This window comes from Mesorhizobium sp. W067 (assembly GCF_054719525.1).
In genome coordinates this window covers 2,413,270-2,433,125 of record NZ_JBTTII010000001.1, presented here as the reverse complement: position 1 = coordinate 2,433,125, position 19,856 = coordinate 2,413,270, and the positions used below count along the sequence as shown (strand labels likewise).

At 63.0% G+C, this 19,856-nt stretch carries 19 protein-coding genes; 9 read left to right on the top strand and 10 right to left on the bottom strand.

Annotation, left to right across the window (positions count from 1 at the left end; translation table 11 throughout):
* The first annotated feature begins 53 nt into the window (after positions 1-53).
* The 8 genes from ACYG97_RS12015 to ACYG97_RS11980 all read left to right on the top strand — a co-directional run bounded on the left by ACYG97_RS12015 (position 54) and on the right by ACYG97_RS11980 (position 9,882).
* Positions 54-1,484: an aspartate aminotransferase family protein gene (locus ACYG97_RS12015; RefSeq protein WP_245260818.1), complete on the top strand. Its 1,431-nt coding sequence runs from the start codon at positions 54-56 to the stop codon at positions 1,482-1,484.
* 34 nt (positions 1,485-1,518) lie between these two features.
* A complete protein-coding gene (locus ACYG97_RS12010) occupies positions 1,519-2,754 on the top strand; it encodes a hypothetical protein (RefSeq protein WP_023681792.1) in 1,236 nt (411 codons plus the stop codon).
* The gene (locus ACYG97_RS12005) at positions 2,751-3,506 is read left to right on the top strand and encodes an FkbM family methyltransferase (RefSeq protein ID WP_023733773.1); all 756 of its coding nucleotides are present in this window, start codon (positions 2,751-2,753) and stop codon (positions 3,504-3,506) included. The genes ACYG97_RS12010 and ACYG97_RS12005 overlap by 4 nt, the downstream gene beginning before the upstream one ends.
* Before the next feature lie 154 nt (positions 3,507-3,660).
* Positions 3,661-6,222, top strand: a complete 2,562-nt coding sequence (locus tag ACYG97_RS12000) for a GcvT family protein (RefSeq protein WP_023733772.1) — start codon at positions 3,661-3,663, stop codon at positions 6,220-6,222.
* 91 nt (positions 6,223-6,313) lie between these two features.
* Positions 6,314-7,159 (top strand): DUF1194 domain-containing protein, encoded by an 846-nt coding sequence (locus tag ACYG97_RS11995; protein ID WP_023733771.1) that lies wholly within the window; start codon positions 6,314-6,316, stop codon positions 7,157-7,159.
* A 99-nt stretch (positions 7,160-7,258) separates the two neighbouring features.
* Positions 7,259-8,209: an ABC transporter substrate-binding protein gene (locus ACYG97_RS11990; protein ID WP_023733770.1), complete on the top strand. Its 951-nt coding sequence runs from the start codon at positions 7,259-7,261 to the stop codon at positions 8,207-8,209.
* 105 nt (positions 8,210-8,314) lie between these two features.
* Positions 8,315-9,088, top strand: a complete 774-nt coding sequence (locus ACYG97_RS11985; protein ID WP_023670383.1) for an ABC transporter permease — start codon at positions 8,315-8,317, stop codon at positions 9,086-9,088.
* Positions 9,085-9,882, top strand: coding sequence for an ABC transporter ATP-binding protein (locus ACYG97_RS11980; RefSeq protein WP_023688108.1), 798 nt, complete (start codon positions 9,085-9,087; stop codon positions 9,880-9,882). Before ACYG97_RS11985 ends, ACYG97_RS11980 begins: the two co-directional genes overlap by 4 nt.
* Positions 9,883-9,895: 13 nt before the next feature.
* On the opposite strand, the gene ACYG97_RS11975 is transcribed toward ACYG97_RS11980, so the two are convergent.
* The 3 genes from ACYG97_RS11975 to ACYG97_RS11965 form a co-directional block, all read right to left on the bottom strand.
* Positions 9,896-10,834, bottom strand: coding sequence for a GlxA family transcriptional regulator (locus ACYG97_RS11975; protein WP_348524244.1), 939 nt, complete (start codon positions 10,832-10,834; stop codon positions 9,896-9,898).
* 349 nt (positions 10,835-11,183) lie between these two features.
* Positions 11,184-11,318 carry a hypothetical protein gene (locus tag ACYG97_RS11970; RefSeq protein WP_023681787.1) on the bottom strand — a complete coding sequence of 45 codons (135 nt, stop codon included), beginning with the start codon at positions 11,316-11,318 and terminating at the stop codon, positions 11,184-11,186.
* 363 nt (positions 11,319-11,681) lie between these two features.
* Positions 11,682-11,867, bottom strand: coding sequence for a hypothetical protein (locus ACYG97_RS11965; protein WP_023700331.1), 186 nt, complete (start codon positions 11,865-11,867; stop codon positions 11,682-11,684).
* A 202-nt stretch (positions 11,868-12,069) separates the two neighbouring features.
* On the opposite strand from ACYG97_RS11965, the gene ACYG97_RS11960 reads away from it, so the two are divergent.
* Positions 12,070-12,969, top strand: coding sequence for a LysR substrate-binding domain-containing protein (locus ACYG97_RS11960; protein ID WP_023670389.1), 900 nt, complete (start codon positions 12,070-12,072; stop codon positions 12,967-12,969).
* A 124-nt stretch (positions 12,970-13,093) separates the two neighbouring features.
* Here the strand turns inward: ACYG97_RS11960 and ACYG97_RS11955 are convergent, their stop codons facing one another.
* From ACYG97_RS11955 to ACYG97_RS11925, 7 genes are all read right to left on the bottom strand, one after another.
* Positions 13,094-14,059: an alpha/beta hydrolase gene (locus ACYG97_RS11955; protein WP_023733769.1), complete on the bottom strand. Its 966-nt coding sequence runs from the start codon at positions 14,057-14,059 to the stop codon at positions 13,094-13,096.
* Between the two features lie 250 nt (positions 14,060-14,309).
* Positions 14,310-14,477 carry a hypothetical protein gene (locus tag ACYG97_RS11950; RefSeq protein WP_198029700.1) on the bottom strand — a complete coding sequence of 56 codons (168 nt, stop codon included), beginning with the start codon at positions 14,475-14,477 and terminating at the stop codon, positions 14,310-14,312.
* 186 nt (positions 14,478-14,663) lie between these two features.
* Positions 14,664-16,793, bottom strand: coding sequence for an ASKHA domain-containing protein (locus ACYG97_RS11945; RefSeq protein ID WP_032905612.1), 2,130 nt, complete (start codon positions 16,791-16,793; stop codon positions 14,664-14,666).
* Positions 16,744-17,718, bottom strand: coding sequence for a methyltetrahydrofolate cobalamin methyltransferase (locus ACYG97_RS11940; RefSeq protein WP_023670394.1), 975 nt, complete (start codon positions 17,716-17,718; stop codon positions 16,744-16,746). The genes ACYG97_RS11945 and ACYG97_RS11940 overlap by 50 nt, the downstream gene beginning before the upstream one ends.
* 80 nt (positions 17,719-17,798) lie before the next feature.
* The gene (locus ACYG97_RS11935; protein ID WP_023733767.1) at positions 17,799-18,890 is read right to left on the bottom strand and encodes a methylenetetrahydrofolate reductase; all 1,092 of its coding nucleotides are present in this window, start codon (positions 18,888-18,890) and stop codon (positions 17,799-17,801) included.
* The gene (locus ACYG97_RS11930) at positions 18,887-19,510 is read right to left on the bottom strand and encodes a methylenetetrahydrofolate reductase C-terminal domain-containing protein (protein ID WP_023688112.1); all 624 of its coding nucleotides are present in this window, start codon (positions 19,508-19,510) and stop codon (positions 18,887-18,889) included. Before ACYG97_RS11930 ends, ACYG97_RS11935 begins: the two co-directional genes overlap by 4 nt.
* Entirely contained in the window at positions 19,503-19,805 is a 303-nt protein-coding gene (locus tag ACYG97_RS11925) for a virulence factor (protein WP_023733766.1), read from the bottom strand. Before ACYG97_RS11925 ends, ACYG97_RS11930 begins: the two co-directional genes overlap by 8 nt.
* Between the last annotated feature and the right edge of the window lie 51 nt (positions 19,806-19,856).

Below are 19,856 nucleotides of genomic sequence, written 5' to 3'. Positions count from 1 at the left end.
AGAACTCCGAAATGACCGTCATGGCCAAGCCTGAGCAGACGAACGCGCGCACCATGGTCGGCGCGCCGGCGTTGTCGCCTACCGCCATCGCCAAGCCCGACCTGATCAGCGTCGAGCAGGCGAAGGCGATGGATGTTGCGCGCATGACCGACCTGTTCAAGGCGCATCTCAATCCGGGCCAGCTGCATTTCATGAAGCTGCTCGGCTTCCACAAGATCAAGATCGAGCGTGCCGAAGGCATGTTCTACATCGACCAGAACGGCCGCAAGATTCTCGACTTCTTCGGCGGCTTCGGTTCGCTGGCCTTCGGCCACAACCATCCGCGCATCCTGGAGGCCCGGCGCAAATTCCAGGAGGAGAAGCGCCAGGAAATCGCCATCGCCTTCATGTCGCAATATGCATCGGCCCTTGCGCACAACATCGCCAAATGCTCGCCCGGCGATCTCGACATGGTGTTTCTGGGCTCGTCGGGTTCGGAAGCGATGGAAGCGGCGGTGAAGCTCGCCGAGCGCGCCGCCGGGCCGAAGAGGCCAAAAATCGTCTATGCCGAGAATTCCTTCCACGGCAAGACCAAGGGCGTGCTCGGCATTACCGATGGCCAGCTCTACCGCGCGGACTTCAAGATGGCTGAGAACACCGTTCGCATTCCGTTCGCCGATATCGAAGCGGTCGAGCGGCTGTTCCGCTCCGACCCGGAGGTCGGCGTCATAGTGCTTGAGACAATCCAGGGCGGCGGCGGCATCATCCAGGCAGAGGCGCAATACTGGCAGAAATTGCGCGTGCTCTGCGACCAGTATGGCGTGTTGTGGGTGGCGGACGAAGTGCAGTGCGGCTATGGCCGTTCGGGACGCTTCTATGCCTTCGAGCATTATGGCGTCGTGCCCGATGTGACGGCGCTGGCGAAATCGCTCGGCGCCGGCAAGGCGGCGGTCGGCGCGATGATCGCCCGGCGCGAGGTCTATATGAAGGCCTATGGCACGCCGAAGACGGCGATGATCCATGCCATGGCCACCTTTGGCGGCATGGGCGAGGCCTGCGTCACCGCGATCGAGGGCATCAACGTGCTCTATGATGAGGGGCTGATCGACAACGCCGCCACGACCGGCGACTATCTGCTGCAGCGTCTGCAGGCGCTGAAGGAGAAGTACCCGAAGATCATCAAGGATGTGCGCGGCAAGGGCTTTATGGTCGGGCTCGAGTTCCACGACTTCTCGCAGACCTTGCCGATGGTGCTGCGTCCGATCGTCAGCGTCCTCGACGACAAGCTGAAGGGCTCGCTGTCGGGCTTCGTCGGCGCGCTGTTGCTGCGCGACTATGACGTGCTCGTCGCCTTCACCGAATACAACCGCAACGTCATCCGTCTCGAGCCGCCGCTGATCTGTCAGCGCGAGCATGTCGACCGTTTCGTCGATGCTTTCGATAGCCTGCTGTCGCGCGGCATTGTGGGAATCGTGAAGCATTTCGTCAAAAGCCAGGTCCGTTAAAAGAAGTCCGTTGAGCGAAGTCCCGAGTCCGACAATGCTGAGCAAGTCTCCCGCCCCGCAAAACACACTCGACCGGCTGACCGCGGCCGCTCTGGCGTGGGGCGAGGGGACTTATGCGCGATGGGCCGCGCCAATCGGCGCGATCGCGTTTTCGCTCTATATCCTGCTGACGGCGTTCATGGCCTGGACGATGCCCGACGCCAATTGGGACATGCTGCCTTATCTCGCAATCGCCGGGGAGGGCGCTTATCCCGATGCGCAGGCATTGCATGACTACGCCTACAGCACGGTCCAGGCCGGCGTGTCGGCCGCCGACTACAAGACGCTGACCGACGATGGTGGCGGTTTCCGCAGCCATATGGCGCAAAATGCCGCCGACTTTCACTCGCTGCTTGGCATGTACCGGATCAAGTTCCTCTACGCCGAGATTCTTTCGACGATGAGTTCGGTGATGTCGCCGGTCGAGGCGATGCGGGTGCTGCAGGTGGTCTCGGTGCTGCTGTTCGGGATGATCACGCTGCTGTGGCTGCGAACCGAAGGTGCGCTGGCGCTGGCGCCGGTGGCCGGCGCGGTACTGATCATGGCCGATTTCGGCGACGCGGCGCGCGCCTCGACTCCGGATCTGATGTGCTCGGCCCTGTTCCTCGGCGGGCTGCTTGCTTATGTGCGCGGCCGCGAGGCAGCGACCGCTGTCCTGCTTTTCATGGCCTTCATGGCGCGGCCGGACAACATCGTGTTCCTGGCCATTTTCGCCGTGCTGCTGCTGGTCTTCCGGCAGCGGGCATGGGGCGCGCTGGCCGGCTTTGCCGCGTCCTTCGTCGCCTATTTCGCGATTTCGCACTGGGCCCAGCATCCCGGCTGGTGGCCGCATCTGTGGTTCTCCAGCATCGAGCAGCACTACAATATGGATGGCTTCGAGCCGCCGTTCTCGCTTGGCGCCTATCTCAAGGCGTTTACCGCATCCTTCATTCGCGCCATCAGCATCAACAGCTGGGTCGGGGTCTCGGTTCTGGCGCTGGCCGCGTGGTTTGCGCTCGGCCGCGCCGGCTTCCGGCTCGATCGTCGCGCCGGCATCCTGCTTGCAGCACTGGTGCTTGGCGTGCTGGCGAAATTCACCGTCTTTCCGATCCACGACACCCGCATCTACTTCCCGAACCTTCTGCCGCCCTACCTTTTGCTCGTCGGCCCGATCATGGCGCTGTGGGCGTCGGCAAGCCTGAATGGAAGGCGGCCCATCGCCTTGCAGGCCATACCTGGAGATAAGCCATGAGTTCCATTTCCGGCCTGGCGCGCATCGCCCTTTCGCTCGGCCTGCCCGCCGGCCTGCTCGATCGCGGGCCGGCGTTGCGTGGCACGAAATTCCTGGCCAAGGCGGCGCTGAAGGCGCGGTTTGGCGGTGGGCAAGCCTTCCTGATGGTCAATGTCGGCGCTTGCGACGGCGCGCTGTTCGACGACGTCACGCCGTGGCTGCACCGCATTCCGCGGGCGCGGGCCGTGCTGGTCGAGCCGATCCCGTACAATCAGAAGCGGTTGCGCGCCAACTATCCCGACACGGAACGCTTCGTCATCGAACCGGTCGCGGTGACGAAGACCAAGGGCACGATTACCGTCCACACTTTCGATGCCGCGGCACTCGAGGCCGGCACGCTGCCGATCGAGTTCATCGGCTGCTCGTCGGTCACCGACACCAATCTGATGTCGGGCAAGAATGCCTGGGGCGAGGACGACGCCAATTTCAACAAGTTCGCGCCGCACGTGAGGGATATCGAGGTGCCGTCGGAAACGCTGCAGACGCTGCTTGACCGCAACGGCATCACGCATATCGACGCCTTCCTGGTCGATTGCGAGGGCGCCGACTGGATCGTCTTCGAACAGCTCGATCTCAAGCGCTATCGTCCGGGCATGATCAAGGTCGAGGTCGGCGCGCTGCCGGCCGCCGAAATCGGCCAGGTCGTGGTCAAGCTGAAGACATCAGGCTATCAGGTCGGCTTCCAGGCCGAGGACATCTGGGCCTTCGCCTGAGATAGATCGCCACTGGCGGCACGCCGGCGCGCCGGGTCGCGTCGCATCTGCGACGTGTCGCAAACAGGCGGTAGCTGCATCCACGTCCTCTGCATATTGTGCGCCATTCGAAAGGGCGCGGACGCGCCCGCTTTATCCCCTTGGAGTCGCGGCAATGGCAGAGTTTCCGAAACAGGCGAAGGTCGTCATCGTCGGCCTGGGTGGCATTGTCGGCGCGTCGATCGCGCATCATCTGATCGAGCGCGGCTGGACCGACATTGTCGGCATCGACAAGTCGGGCATCCCGACCGATATCGGCTCGACCGCGCATGCCTCGGACTTCTGCTACACCACGAGCCATGATTTCCTGTCGTGCTGGACGACGCTCTACTCCATCGATTTCTACGAAAAGATGGGCCATTACGCCCGCATCGGCGGTCTCGAAGTGGCGCGCGTCGCCGACGACAGCCGCATGGACGAGATCAAGCGCAAGATCGCCTCGGCCAAATCCTTCGGCACCCGCGCCCGGCTGATCGAACCGGCCGAGATCAAGGAGAAATTCCCGCTGATCGAAGAGTCCATGGTGCAGGGCGGCCTGTGGGATCCGGACGCCGGCCTGGTCATCCCGCGCTCGCAGATCGTCGCCGGCAAGCTGGTCGACCAGGCGGAAGCTACGGGGAAACTCAAATCCTTCGCCAACACGCCCGCCAAATCTCTCATCGTCGAGGAAGGCCGCATCAAGGGCGTCGTCACCGACCGCGGCACGATCATGGCCGATTATGTCATCGTCTGCGCCGGCATCTGGGGCCGGCTGATCGCCGCGATGGTCGGCGAAGACCTGCCGGTCATGCCGATCGACCATCCGCTGACCTTCTTCGGGCCTTACAATCAATTCGCCGGCACCGGCAAGGAGATCGGCTGGCCGCTGTTGCGCGACCAAGGCAATTCGGCCTATATGCGCGACACCGGCGATCCCAAGACCGCCGAAGGCGGCCAGATCGAATGGGGTTACTACGAAGAGACCAATCCGCGTCTTTGCCATCCGCGCGATTTGCTGGAAAAGGATCAGGCGCGGCTGTCGCCGTCGCAGCGCGATCTCGACATGGAGCAGATCCTGGCGCCGCTGGAGCGCGCCATGGAACTGACTCCGATCCTGGGCGAACTCGGCTACAACGAAAGCCATTCCTTCAACGGCCTGTTGCAGGTGACCGCCGATGGCGGCCCGTCCATGGGCGAGAGCCAGAAGGTGAGGGGCCTCTGGTACGCCGTCGCCATCTGGGTCAAGGACGGCCCCGGCATGGGCAAGCTGATCGCCGACTGGATGACGGACGGCCGCACGGAAATCGACCATCACGCCATCGACTATGCGCGCTTCTATCCGCACCAGACGAAAGAGCAGTTCATCTGGGATCGCTGCACCGAGACGGCGATGAAGGTCTACAATCCGGCGGTGCATCCGCGCGAGCCGTTCTCCAAAGGCCGCAACATCCGCCGCTCGCCGTTCTGGGAGCGCGAGAAGGAGCTTGGCGGTTACTTCATGGAGCTGGGCGGTTGGGAGCGCGCGCATGGCTATGCCGCCAACGAGCATCTGCTGGAGAAGTATGGCAACCGGGTTCCCATACGTGAGAACGAGTGGGACAATCGCCATTTCTGGCGGGTGTCCAATGCCGAGCACCTGGCGATGAGCGAAGATTGCGGCATCGTCAACCTCTCGCATTTCTCGATGTACGACATCGAAGGGCCGGACCATGTCGCGCTGCTGGAGTGGCTGTGTGCGGCCAAGATCGGTGGCGACAACAACATCGGCAAGGGTATCTACACCCACTTCCTCGACGAGGAAGGCATGGTGCGCGCCGACTTCACCGTCATCCGCATGGCCGACCGCTGTCGGCTGATCGACGGCGCCGACGCCGGTCCGCGCGACTTCCGCTACATGCAGCGCACCGCGCAGGACAAAGGCTTTGACGTCACCATCACCGACGTGACGGAAAAATATGTCACCATCGGCATCTGGGGACCGAACGCGCGGGCGACGCTGCAGAAAGTGGTCGAAAATCCGGATGGTCTCTCGCTCGAGAACTTCCCGTTCGCGGCGATCAAGCCGGTCAGGATCGGCGGCAAGGACGTCACGGCATTCCGCATCTCTTATGTCGGCGAGCAGGGCTGGGAACTGCATATGCGTTACGAAGACGGCCTGGCCGTTTGGGACGCGCTGCGCTCGACCGGGGTCATGCCGTTCGGCGTCGAGACCTATGCCAACACCCGGCGCATGGAAAAGAGCCTGCGCCTGCAGAACGCCGACCTTCTGACCGAGTACAATCTGCTCGAGGCCGACCTTGCCCGACCGAAGGTCAAGGAGAACGATTTCTGCGGCAAGGCAAAACATGTCGAATACCGCGCCCGCGAGCACCAGCCGGCGATCCTGTGCACGCTGGTGATGACGGAAAACGTCGATTCGAAGGGTGTTGCCCGCTATCCCGTCGGCACCATGCCGGTGATGGATCCGAAGACCGGCGAGACGCTGGTCGACGAACTCGGCCGCCGCTCCTTCACCACATCGATGGCCTATGGCCCGACCATCGGCAAGAACATCGGCCTCGCCTATCTGCCCTGGGCCCATGCCCAGGAGGGCCGCAAGTTCGCCATCGAATATTTCGGCGAGACCTACCCGGTCGAGGTGGCTGCCGTCGGCTACAAGCCGCTCTACGATCCGGAGAATTTGAAACCGCGGAGTTGAGCGTCATAGGTTCCAACCAACACATCGAAAAGCCCGGCACCTCGCCGGGCTTTTCGCTTTGTCAGCAGCCGGTTTTCGCTTACCTTCGGGCATGTCTGCATTTTCTTGCGCACGACATTTGTTTTCAGGCAGCGCCGCACTGGCGCTGGTGCTCTGGCTTGTGCCGCCGGTTCAAGCCGCCGAGCCGGTCGACGTCGAGCTGGTGCTGGCCGTCGACGTGTCGCTGTCGATGTCGCCGGGCGAACTTGAAATCCAGCGTCACGGCTATGCTGCTGCGCTGACGCACGACAATGTTCTGCAGGCCATCGCCGATGGCGCCTACGGCAAGGTCGCCGTCACCTATGTCGAATGGGCGGGAGCGACCACGCAGCAGGTCGTCGTGCCGTGGACGGTGATCGCCAGCCGGGCCGATGCCGAGCGGGTGGCCGCGCAGCTTTCCGCCCATCCGCCGGCCAGCGCCCGGCGCACCTCGATTTCCGGCGCGCTGGAATTCGGCAGCGATCTGTTCGCCGAAAGCGGTTTTCAGGGGACAAAGCGCGTCATCGATATTTCCGGCGACGGGCCCAACAACCAGGGCGCGCCCGTCGACATCACCCGCGACGCGGTGGTCAAGCAAGGCATCATCATCAACGGCCTGCCGCTGATGACGCGCGGCGGGTTCGGCGGCGCCTATGACGTCAACAATCTCGACCGCTACTACAGCGACTGCGTCATCGGCGGTCCCGGATCCTTCATGATCCCGGTCAATGACTGGACGCAGTTTCCCGAAGCCATCCGCCGCAAGCTGGTGCTGGAGCTGGCCGGCGCCGCTTCGCCGCAACGGGCGCGCGAGGAGGCCGGGCATCCGCCGGTGGTGCTGGCGCAGGACCGGCCGACCGACTGCCAGGTCGGCGAAAAGATGTGGCGCGACCGCAGCTGGATGTTCGATGCGCGTTAGCGTTCGCATCATCACGCTGCCGTGAAGGGCCGGTTTCATTGACAAGCCCATGGGCGTCTGTGACACAATTCGGCATCCGAAAAAACAAGGGGAACCGACATGAACAAGACCATCGTCGCTGCCGCGGTATTGGCGCTTGCGGCTGCAATATCCGTGCCGGCCGAGGCTGCCACATCGGTCACCATCGGCATCAGCGGATGGACCGGCTTTGCGCCGCTGACGCTCGCCAAGCAGGCCGGCATCTTCGAGAAGCATGGCCTCGACGTGACCCTGAAGAAGGTGCCGCAGGCCAGCCGGCCGCTCGCCATCGCCAGCGGCGATCTGCAATGCGCCGCCACCACGGTCGAGACCTGGCTGGTGTGGAACGCCAGCGGCGTCACCACCAAGCAGATCTTCCAGCTCGACAAATCCTATGGCGCCGACGGCATTGTCGTGCGCAACGACATCAAGACCGTCGCCGACCTCAAGGGCAAGAATGTCGCGTCCTCGGCGCCGGGCACGTCGCCCTATTTCATGCTGGCCTGGGTGCTGAACAAGAACGGCCTGTCGACCAAGGATGTGACCGTCGTCAACCTGGAACCGGATGCGGCGGCGCAAGCCTTCCTCGCCGGCCAGAACGATGTGGCGGTCACCTATGAGCCGTTCATCTCGGCGGTGCGCGACAAGTCCGATCAGGGCCACATATTGGCGACCACGCTCGACTACCCGATGGTGCTCGACACGGTCGGCTGCACGCCTGAATTCCTCACCGCCAATCCCGACGCCGCCAAGGCGTTGGCCGACAGCTATTTCGAAGCGCTCGACCTGATCAAGAGCGATCCGCAGAGATCCTACGAGATCATGGGCGCCGACGTGAAGCAGTCTGCGAAAGAATTCGAGGATTCGGCGAAATACCTGAAATGGGCCGACAAGGCGGAGAACAAGCAGTTCTTCACCAAGGAATTCCAGGACTTTTCCAAGACCGCCGGCGAGCTTCTGCTGCAGATGGGGTTGATCAAGGAAGCGCCAGATGTTGCAGCGCTTGCCGATACCAGCGCGGTGGCGAACTGATAGTCCGGCCTTTGACCATCATGCGGCGGTGCCAGCGCGCCGCCGCTTTCTACCGGGCAACGCGACTGAGCATGGGGACGATTTGACGATGCGGACGATCTGAAGATGCGCCCCTTGCATCCGGTGTCGCCGGGCATTCGAACCGTGCTTGGCATTTCCTTCTTCGTGCTGTTCGTCGCCTTCTGGGCGTGGATCACGCTTGGCGGCCACGTCAACCGCATCTTCCTCGCCGACCCGCTGTCGATGCTGCGGGATGGTTGGCGGCTGCTGGTCGAGGACCGCTTCTGGCTCGACATATTGATCACCATCTGGCGGGTCTTCGGCGGGTTCCTGCTGGCGTCGATCGTCGCCGTGCCGATCGGCATCGCCATGGGCGCCTGGAAACCAATAGAGGCGTTTCTGGAGCCGTTCGTCTCCTTCGCCCGCTACCTCCCGGCTTCGGCCTTCATTCCGCTGCTCATCCTGTGGGCCGGCATTGGCGAGCTGGAAAAGCTGCTGGTCATCTTCGTCGGCTCGGTGTTCCAGATCATCCTGATCGTCGCGGTCAAGGTGGGCTCGACGCGGCGCGATCTGGTCGAGGCGGCCTATACGCTGGGCTCGACCAACAACGGTATCGTCAAACGGGTCATCATGCCGGCCAATGCGCCCGAGATTGCCGAAACGCTGCGGCTGGTGCTCGGCTGGGCCTGGACCTATGTCATCGTCGCCGAGCTGATCGGTTCGTCCTCAGGCATCGGCTACATGATCATCAACAGCCAGTCGCGGCTGGCGACAGGGCAGATCATCTTCGGCATCATCGTCATCGGGCTGATCGGACTGTTGTCCGACTTCGCCTTCAAGGCGTTCAATCGCTGGCTCTTTCCCTGGAGCCTGGCATGAGCAAGTTGCTTATCGAAGGCGTCTCGCGAACCTTCGCCGGCGTGCGCGGCGGGCAGCCGGTCAAGGCGCTGATGCCGGTCGACCTTGCGGTCGCGGCCAACGACTTCATCACCATTCTGGGGCCGTCCGGCTGCGGGAAGTCGACGCTGCTCAGGATCGTTGCCGGCCTGGAAGCGCCGAGCGAAGGCCGTGTGCTGCTTGACGGCAAGGCGGTGACGCGGCCGGGACCGGATCGCGGCATGGTGTTCCAGTCCTACACGCTGTTTCCGTGGCTGACGGTGGCGCAGAATATCGCCTTCGGCCTGCGCGAACGCAGCATGGCCGAAAAGGAGCGAGACGGGATCGTCGCTTCCTATGTCGACCTCGTCGGGCTGAAGGGCTTCGAGAACCATTGGCCAAAGCAGCTGTCCGGCGGCATGCAGCAGCGCACGGCGATCGCCCGGGCGCTGGCCAACGATCCCGAAATCCTGTTGCTGGACGAGCCGTTCGGTGCGCTCGACAACCAGACGCGCGGACTGATGCAGGAACTGCTGCTCGGCATCTGGGAGCGGCGCAAGAAGACAGTGCTGTTCGTCACCCACGACATCGAGGAGGCGATCTTCATCGCTTCGCGGGTGATCGTGATGAGCGCGCGGCCAGGCCGCATCAAGTCGGATGTCGCCATCGACCTGCCGCATCCACGCCACTACACGCTGAAGACCAGCCCGGAATTCTCAGGCCTGAAGGCGCGGCTGACCGAGGATATCCGCGTCGAGGCGATGCGCACAGTACAGGCGCAGCCCGCCGAAGCCTGAGTGCGTTTTCGGATCAGGCCGCCAGCAATTGCTTGCGGTCGACGCGCTCCTGCTGCGGCGAGCGGGCATAGAGCTCGCGGTAGCATTTGGAGAAATGCGACGCCGAGACGAAGCCGCAGGCGACCGCCACTTCGACCACCGGCATCGACGACTGGATCAAAAGGTGTCGCGCGCGGTCGAGGCGGATTTCCAGGTAGTAGCGGGCAGGGGACCTGCCCATCTCGGTGCGGAACAGCCGCTCGATCTGGCGGCGCGACAGGTCGACATGGTCGGCGATTTCGATCAGCGACAGCGGCTCGGAGAGGTTGCCTTCCATCAGTTCGATGATGGTCAGCACCTTGGAATTCTGCACGCCGAGTCGGGCGCGCAGCGGCAGGCGCTGGCGGTCGGTGGGGCTGCGCACGCGGTCGGTCAACACCTGCTCGCACACGCGGTTGACCAGATTGTCGTCGAAATCGTCGCCGATCAGCTTGAGCATCATGTCGAGGGCGGCGGTGCCGCCGGCGCAGGTGTAGATGTTCTGGTCGATCTCGAAGAGGTCGGCAAAGACATTGGCCTTGGGAAAGGCCTCGGAAAAGCCCGGCAGGTTTTCCCAATGGATGGCGCAGCGCTTGTTGGAGAGCAGGCCGGCGGCGGCAAGGATATGCGCGCCGGTGCACAGGCCGCCGACCGCGACGCCTCTGTTGTATTCCTCGCGCAGCCAGGCGAAGGCCGACCTATTCTGGTAGCGCTCGACATTCATGCCGCTGCAGACGATGGCCATGTTCGGCCGATCCGGCCCGGCCATTTTCTTGCGCTCTTCCTCGAGCGAGGTGTTGACGGCGCATTCGACGCCGTTGGAGGCGCGCACCGGCTTGCCGTCGATGCTGGCGAGGCGCCAGCGATAGGCCTCATAGCCGAGCATGCGGTTGGCCGAGCGCAGCGGGTCGAGCGCCGTCGCAAAGGCGATCATGGTGAAGTCCGGGACAAGGAAGAATACAAACGATCGCTTGATCGGATGCTTTACGGCGTTCAAGGGAACCTCACGCGGCCATGGCGCGAACAGGATGTCGCGAACAGCACAGCGACATCAGGAAAAACCATTCCTGTCAATTGGCTAGGGGGCTAAGCGGAAACTATATTTGCGACATGGGTCGCAAATGAGCAATCGTCCGGGATGACAGGCACGGGCTGCCGACGGATTGGGCATGGTGGCGGCGGCATAGGTGCCAAAAATGAGAAACGCCGCTTCGGTCAAGCCGAAGCGGCGCTGTTATCGACTATCGGCAGCGGCAGGGAAGCGCTGAGCGCTAGCCGTTATCTCAGGCAACGAAACCGAGGCGCACCGCATTCATGGCACCGGTCTGGCCGGGCATGGTATTGGCAAGGCGCTGGCGCTCGAGAGCGGTCGTCAGGTTCATTTCGCGGCGGGCAAAGAGGCGGGCAAAAAGCTTCATCATCATCTCCTATCGGTTGCTCAGACGGGTCGCCTTCGCTTGATGGAGTGGGGCAGCTCGTTTGCTGACGGTGATATAGGCCTGCGTGAGCAGAAACTAAATCGCAAATGCGAAGCGCTTGAATGGAAATGCGACATCGTTTGCGACATTATTGGGCATGGTGCCCAAAATTTACGATTACTTACAGTGTGTTACCGGCGACATTGAGGCGCCATGCAAGTGACGCATATGCGCCATGCAGCGGCGACACGGCTCTGAAAATCATTTGAGTGCAAATAAGTTGGAGAAAGCCTGCAGGGCGAATAGAGAAGGCCTGCCGGGCTGGTCTGCGCGGCAGGCCTTCAGCACAAGGTACACAATGGTTTACTTTGCTCCAGCCCAGGATCCGACGCCGTGGCGTGCACCGGTCTTGGTGTCGGCAGCTTCAGGCCAGCCGATATCCTTCTGCAGTTCGATCGGCAGCGAGCGGATCGCACGTTCGGTCTGGAAGCGGGCGCGGGCCGCGCTGAACTCGGTCGCAAGCCGACCGATGGATGACAGGATAGACATTTCATTCTCCTTTGGTTGTGGCACGTCCCGCATGAACGCGTTCCGTCGCCTGGATATTCCGCATCGAGTGCAATTCCGTGTCAGGAGCGTTGGAGCCATGGCACGTCCTGCCTTCGATGGAGTTGACTATCATCCCAATCTGATGTTCAATCAAACGAAATGGAATGATGCTTCACATCAGAAAAATTGAAGGTCGATCCCGATGAACGCCCCACTCAATCATCCGCTGCCGCTGCTCGATCTCGACGTTTTGCGCACCTTCGTGGCCATTGCAGAGACCGGCAGTTTCACCACGGCGGCCAATGCGGTGTTCCGCACGCCGTCGGCGGTCTCCATGCAGATCAAGAAGCTCGAGGACATTCTCGGGCGCTCTGTTTTCGCGCGGGATGCGCGCTCGGTGACGCTGACCACGGATGGCGAGATGCTGCTCGGTTATGCCCGCCGGCTGTTGTCGATCAACCGCGAGGTGGTGTCGAAGTTCATCATCCCCGAGATCGTCGGCGTGGTGCGGCTCGGCTCGCCGGACGACTATGGCGAGCGCGTGTTGCCGCATGTGCTGAAGCGTTTCGCGCAGTCGCATCCGTCGATTGCCGTCGACGTCACCATCGACCAGAGCAGCAATCTGCGCCGCCGCATGGACGACCGGGCGCTCGACATCACGCTGCTGACCAATTCCTACAAGACCAGCGCACTCGGCGCCGAGGTGCTGCTCACCGAGCCGATCGTCTGGGCCGGCGCCAAGGGCGGCAGCGCGCATCTGCGCGAGCCTTTGCCGGTGTCGCTGTGGGAAGAGGGCTGCGCCTGGCGGGCCGGCGCGCTCGATGCGCTGAGCCGTGAAGGCCGCAATTACCGCATCGCCTATATGAGCGCCCACACGGCCGGCCAGCGCGCCGCCATCATGTCGGATCTCGCGGTTGCACCGTTGCCGAAGTCGTTCCTGGGCAACGACATGGTCGAGCTTTGCCCGAAGGACGGCATGCCCGATATCGGCACCTACAATCTGGCGATGGTGGTGTCGCCGGACGCCAGCGCGCCGGTCAAGGCCGTCGCCGACCATATCCGCGCGACGTTCGAGCTTTTCCGCGAAACCGGCAAGTTCTAGAGCGGTTCACCGTTTCACGGAAACGCGAGCCGCTTTAACTCCTTGTTTTGACGCAATTCCCAAGGGAAAGCGCTACACGCTTTTCCCGGGAAAACCGTTTTACACTTTTCCTGGAATTGCTCTGCTATTCCGCTGCTTGGGCGGGGCGCGCCGCGAGAGCGGGTCGCGCCGTGCGCCGCGCAGTTGCGCGCCGCCTGGTGGGCTCACCTTCAAGGAAGGTGACGATGCTGTCCCTGGCGCGACGCGCCTCCGGCATCTCGATCAGCGGCCAGACGTGGAACATGCCTTCCTCGTAGACGACCTCGACGTCGACGCCGGCAGCGCGCGCCTTTTTGGCGAAGATCAGATTGTCGGGGCTGAGCAGGTCGTGCGAGCCGGTCAGAAGCAGGGTCTTCGGCAGCACCGAGAGGTCGCCATAGAGCGGGCTGATGTGCCAGTCGCTGCGATCGATGCCGGCACTGTACATGCGGATCGCTTCCAGCCCGCCGGAAATGCCGAGCCACGGATCGTTGCGTTCCGCCTCGAACACTTCGGGGTTGGACAGCGACATGTCGAGGCCGGGTGAAATCAGCACGTGGCGCGACGGCAAGGGCAGGCCTTCCTCAGCCGCCATCATGGTCAGCACGACGGCCATGTTGCCGCCCGCGGAATCACCCATGAAGACGATGTCTTCAGCGTCGGTCTCATCCAGCATCTGCCGGTAGACGTCGCCGACCATGCCGAACATGGCGTGGAAATCATGCTCCGGCGCGATGGGATAGATCGGCACGGTGATTCCGAAACCCAAGCGCTCGGCCATCTCGGCGATCAACCCCCAATGATAGGATGTGATCTGGAAGACATAGGCGCCGCCATGCATGTAGAGGATGCGCCTGCGTTCGCCGGCCTTCGGCGCGATCTCGTAGACAGGGAAGCCATCGACGCTGCGCTCGGTGATATCGAGCCGCTCCCGCAGCAATGCCGGGGGATGATGATCCTCGGTCTTGCGCGCATAGGCGATCCAGCGCTGCAGGTTTTCCGGGCTGGCAAATGCCTTCTTGCGGCTGTGCCGGAGGATGAAGGAAACGAGGTGGCTTTTGAAACTGGGCATTCGAATACACAAGCTCGGCAGCAGCCGACTAAGAGAATTCCCCACTGTCTCGAAGATCGTACCTCCAGCCGAAATGTCAAGATTCTGGCCCAAGCCAACACGGTTGTTTGATCAGCCACGTCCGCGGTTCTGCGCAGCGCGGCTCAGCGCCGGGGCAGCAGCGCGGCGCGCAGCTTGATGTCGGTCGCAGCCGGGACCATGCGGCGGCCCCGGCGCTTGGTCAGCAATTTGCACTTGTCGGCGAAGGTCATCAGCGGCCCGAGCCCAGGATCAGACGCGACAGGTTGGTCTGGGCGTCGATGCGCGGCGACACGGGCCAGCCGATGTCCTTCTGGATTTCGGGTGGCAGGTTGTTCATGGCGCGCACGGCCTGTGCATTCTTCATGACCGCACGAAAACGGCCGAGGGTCTCGAACATCTCTATTCTCCTTTGGAGCGTTGTGGCGGCGGAATAGCCCGGTCCGCCATTCGATGTCCGTTAAATGCTTCACGTCTGTATCGGACGTATTGCGCCAAAACAGCGTTTCGGTTTCCAGATCGGTGCGATCTGGAAACATTTGCATACAAATGAAATTGGGCGAATTGGCGGCCTTCGTAAGACGGCTTATTCCCGGCTGCGCCTGGCGGCATGGCCTTCGCGCGAACGCCGTCGCGGGGCGGCGTCGCCGGCGACGCCATCCTCGCTGACGGTCTTGCGTGGCGGCAATTTCACCGCCGCCGACAGTTTCGGGAACGGATCGACCTTGTTGGGAAGCGCCATGGCGTAGACGAAATGCTCCTGGAATTTCGGCTCCAATGCGGTCTCGATCTTCTCGATGTGGCTGACCGTGTCCTCGATCTCGCGGCGATAGCCGCGGTTGAGCAGCGCCATCCGCGCGCCGGCACCGGCGGCGTTGCCGACGGCCGATACCTTGTCGAGGTCGCAGTCCGGGATCAGCCCAAGCACCATGGCGTATTTCGGATCGATGAACGAGCCGAAGGCGCCGGCGAAATGGATGCGGTCGACGTGTTCGGTGTTCTGCTTTTCCATCAGAAGCTTGGTGCCGGCATAGAGCGCCGCCTTGGCAAGCTGGATGGCGCGCACGTCGGTCTGCGTGATGGTGATCTTGGGTTCGCCTTCCTTCAAGACATAAGAGAAGGTGCGGCCGTTGACCGTGACGCGCGGCGACCGCTCGGCCAGCGACCCGTCGATGACGCCATCCTCGGAGATGATGCCGGCGAGGTACATTTCGGCCACGATCTCAATGATGCCGGAGCCGCAGATGCCGGTGACGCCGGTCGCCTGCACGCTATCGAGGAAGCCGGGATCGTCGGACCAGAGTTCAGAGCCGATGACGCGGTATTTCGGCTCGAGCGTATCGGGGTCGATGCGCACGCGCTCGATTGCGCCGGGGGCGGCGCGTTGGCCGCCGGAGATTTCGGCGCCCTCGAAGGCGGGACCGGTGGGCGAGGAGGCTGCGACCACCCGCTTGCGGTTGCCAAGCACGATCTCGGCATTGGTGCCGACGTCGACGATCAGCATCATCTCGTCCTGGCGATGCGGGCCTTCCGACAGCGTCACGGCTGCGGCGTCGGCGCCGACATGGCCGGCAATGCAAGGCAGCATATAGAGGCGGGCGCCCTGGTTGAGCTTCAGGCCGATATCGGAGGCCTTGATGCGCACCGCGCCCGAGACGGCGAGTGCGAAGGGCGCGCCGCCGAGTTCGGTCGGATCGATGCCGAGGAACAGATGGTGCATGATCGGATTGCCGACAAAGACGGAATCCAGGATGTCGTTGCGCTGGACATTGCCTTCCGCGCAGACCTTGTCGACCAGGCCCGAGATCGCCTCGCGTACGGCGACCGTCATGCCTTCGCGGCCGTCCGGGTTCATCATCACATAGGAGACGCGGCTCATCAGATCCTCGCCGAAGCGGATCTGCGGGTTGGAGGTGCCCGACGAAGCGGCGACGCGGCCCGACAGCAACGACACCAGATGCATGGCGATGGTGGTCGAGCCGATGTCGCAGGCCAGTCCATAGGCCTCGTTCTTGAGGCCGGGCCAGAGTGCTATGACGCGGGCGATGTCGCTTTCGGCATCCTTGTGGATGGCCGCGGTCGCGGTCCAGTTACCCTTGCGCAGTATGCCTTGCACCTGCGGCATCAGGTAGAAGTCGAATTCGAGGTTTTTAAAGCCCCAATCCTTCATCAAGGCGATCTTGAGGCGGTCGAGATCGCCCAGCGGCTTGTGCATGTCGGGCTCTTCGATCTCGACATAGCACATGCGGATTGCCGCATCGCGGGCGATGACGCGCGTGTCGGCATCCTTGCGGATGGTCTGGGCGTTGATGACCGTGTCCTGCGGCACGTCGATGACGAGGTCGCCGAGGATCTGCGCCGAGCAGGACAGGCGCCGCCGCTCGGGCAGGCCGCGGACGCGCTCATAGCGCTCTTCCTTGGCGCCCTTGGGCGAGATGTGGTCGTTGGACGAGACGATCTTGTGCTTGGCGAAATTGCCTTCCTGCACTTCGATCTGGCAGCGACCGCAGGTGGCGCGGCCACCGCAGACGCTCTCGACATAGACGCCGAGCTGACGCGCGGCATCGAGCACCGGTGTGCCGACGGGAAACCGCCCGCGCTTGCCTGACGGCATGAACAGCACGAGCGGATCAGTAATGTTTGCAGGCGAGTTCACGATTGCGCGCTTATCCCCTGGCCATGCGGGCTTCACGGCCGCCGCGCCGGCGACCGCCATTGCCGCCGCCTTCGCCCGGAGCGTTGACGGCGGTGGGCGCTGCGACCGCCTGGCCGCCTTCGGCCGGTTTGTAATCCTTGTAGGTGCGGATCCAGTTGGTGCAGTTCTCGTCGGTGCCGTTGAGCACATTGGCGCCGCGCACGGCTTCCATTTCCTGCGGGCGAACCGGGTTCATGATAGCGCTAGTCATGCCGGCGCCGATCACCATCGGGATGAAGGCGGCGTTGATGCCGTGGCGGTGCGGCAGGCCGAACGAAATGTTGGACAGGCCGCAAGTGGTGTTGACCTTGAGCTCTTCGCGCAGACGGCGCAGCAACGCGAAGACCTGGCGGCCGGCATCGCCGAGCGCGCCGATCGGCATCACCAGCGGGTCAACGACGACGTCATGCGCGGGAATGCCGAAATCGGCGCAGCGCTGCACGATCTTTTTGGCGACGGCAAAGCGCACATCCGGATCCATCGAAATGCCGGTCTCGTCGTTGGAGATCGCGACGACCGGAACGTTGTACTTCTTGACCAGCGGCAGGATGGCTTCGAGCTTTTCCTCTTCGCCGGTCACGGAGTTGACCAGCGGCCGGCCCTTGGCGACCTTGAGCGCTGCCTCGATGGCGGCGGTCACCGACGAGTCGATCGACAGCGGCAGGTCGACAAGGCCCTGGACGATCTCCAGCGTCTGCACGAGCAGGCCGGGTTCGGTTTCGTTCGGATTAACGGAGGTGACGCCGGCATTGACGTCGAGCATGGTGGCGCCGCAGGCGGCCTGTTCCAGCGCATCCTTGATGACGGTCTCGAAATTGCCGGCGATCATCTCGGCGGCCAGCTTCTTGCGGCCGGTCGGGTTGATGCGCTCGCCGATGACGCAGAAAGGCTGGTCGAAGCCGATGATGATCTCTCGTGTCGCCGAGGCGACGATGGTCCGGGTCATGAAGTCTCTCCGCCTGATATAAAGATTTCTTTATATCGTTGTCTGGTTTCATTCAAGCGAATGGCTGGCCGTCCGCGCTGTCAGTGCGCGGTCTTCACCATCTCCACCTGCGTTTCGGTAATGTCGTCGTGCAGTATGCTCTCGAGCCGGTCGGCGACCATCTGATCGTCGTGGCGGATCTCACGTTTCCATGGCTGGCGGCCTTTCAGCACACCCGATTCATCGACGATCTCGGCGACATATTCCTCCTGGCGGTAGGCCATCACATGGATGCCGGAGACACCAGGAATTTCCTTCACCTCGTTGATGATGTCGGTGCAGAGCTGCTTGCCTTCCTTCTTCTGGTCCTGCGCGCCTTCCAGCCGCTTGATGATGGTATCGGGAATATGAATGCCCGGCACGTTGGAGCGGATCCATTTGGCCGTCTTGGCCGAAGCCAGCGGGCCGACGCCGCACAGGATGAAAACTTTTTCCGTATGCCCCAAGTCCCGCGCCCTCTGCATGAAGGTTCTGAACATCGGCACGTCGAAGCAATACTGCGTCTGCACGAACTGCGCGCCGGCGGCGATCTTCTTGCCGAGATGGATCGGGCGGAAATCGAAGGGTGGCGCGAAGGGGTTGACGGCGGCGCCGAGGAAAATTTGCGGCGGCGTCGTCAACTTGCGGCCGGACAGGAACTTGCCGTTGTCGCGCATGATGCGGCAGGTTTCCAGCAACGACATGGAATCGAGGTCGAAGACAGGCTTGGCGCCGGGCTGGTCGCCGGCCTGGACGCCGTCGCCGGTGAGGCACAGCATGTTGGCGACGCCCATCGCCGCACCGCCCAGCACGTCGCCCTGGATGGCGATCCGGTTCCTGTCACGGCAGGCAATCTGCATGATCGGGGCATAGCCCATGCGGGTCAAAAGCGCGCAGATGCCGACCGAGGACATGTGGCAGTTGGCGCCGGAGGCATCGACGGCATTGATGGCGTCGACCCAGCCGTCGAAGATTTTCGCGCGGTTATAGACGTCTTCGGGATCGGCGCTGTCGGGCGGGTTGAGCTCGGTGGTAACCGCGAATTCGCCGCGCCGCAGCACACGCTCCAGTCGGCCACGTGAGGAGTGGCCGGGCAGGGGATCGAGCGGCAGATGGATGCCGGCCGGGTTTTCATCGCGCTGGCGGCCGATCACGCGGCCGCTCCAGTGTTGGCTTTGGCCGCTGCTTCACGGGCCGCTGCCGACTGCGCCGTCACCCGCAGCCAGGCCGAGGTTTCGCGCAGCGACTGGTCGACCGGCTTCTGCACGGTCAGGATCCTGTCGCCATGCTCCATGTTCCGCGAGCCTTCCCAGGCCTTAACCCAGACGCAAGGCATATCGGGCTCGACCTCGCAATTGCCGTTGGCGCGCACACCGCCGCAAGGGCCGTTGCGCAGCTGCTTGGGGCAGTTCATCGGGCACGACATGCCGGTCGAGGACAGGATGCACTGGCCGCACATGCGGCAGTCGAACATGAAGCCCTTGACGCGCCTTTCGACAAACTTGATCGGCGCCTCGACGCGCCCATAGCCGAGGCCTTTCCAAAGCGGATGAAGAAGCAGGAACATGTCGGCGAACCTGGAGTAGAACCATTCGAGCAATCGCGAGTGCCGAATGGACCACAGCCTGATGGCAAACGACCGCTGCACGCGCCGCTGCGGCGACACGTCGGCCGGCTTGTAGTCGGATTTCGGCGCTGCTTTCTTGACCTGAGTGGCCTGGGTAACCGGCTGGGTAACCCTTGGCCCCTCTTTGGCAGGAGTGGTTTCAGACATTTTCTTTCCCGCCCGCCTTGACCAGAGCGACCAGCCGCTCGCGGTCGTATTTCGCGTCGATGTCGCTGAATGCCTTCTCGACCTCGACTTCGAGGTCGTCGCCGACCGGGATCGGATCGGCCTTGCGCCATTCGGCGAGGTAATCGTCGGTGCCGCCGGCGCCGGTGCGCATGGCGCACATATCGATCGCCTCGGTGAAGCGCAGCGGCAGTTCGCGCTTGGCGTTCTGCCGGCCCTTCTTGACGATGACCTGGGCGGGGATGTCGCGCCAATAGACGACGATCAGATCGGCCATGAATTCTCTCACTCCCTGTAGAGCGCCGTGCGTCCATGAGGGAAACGACGC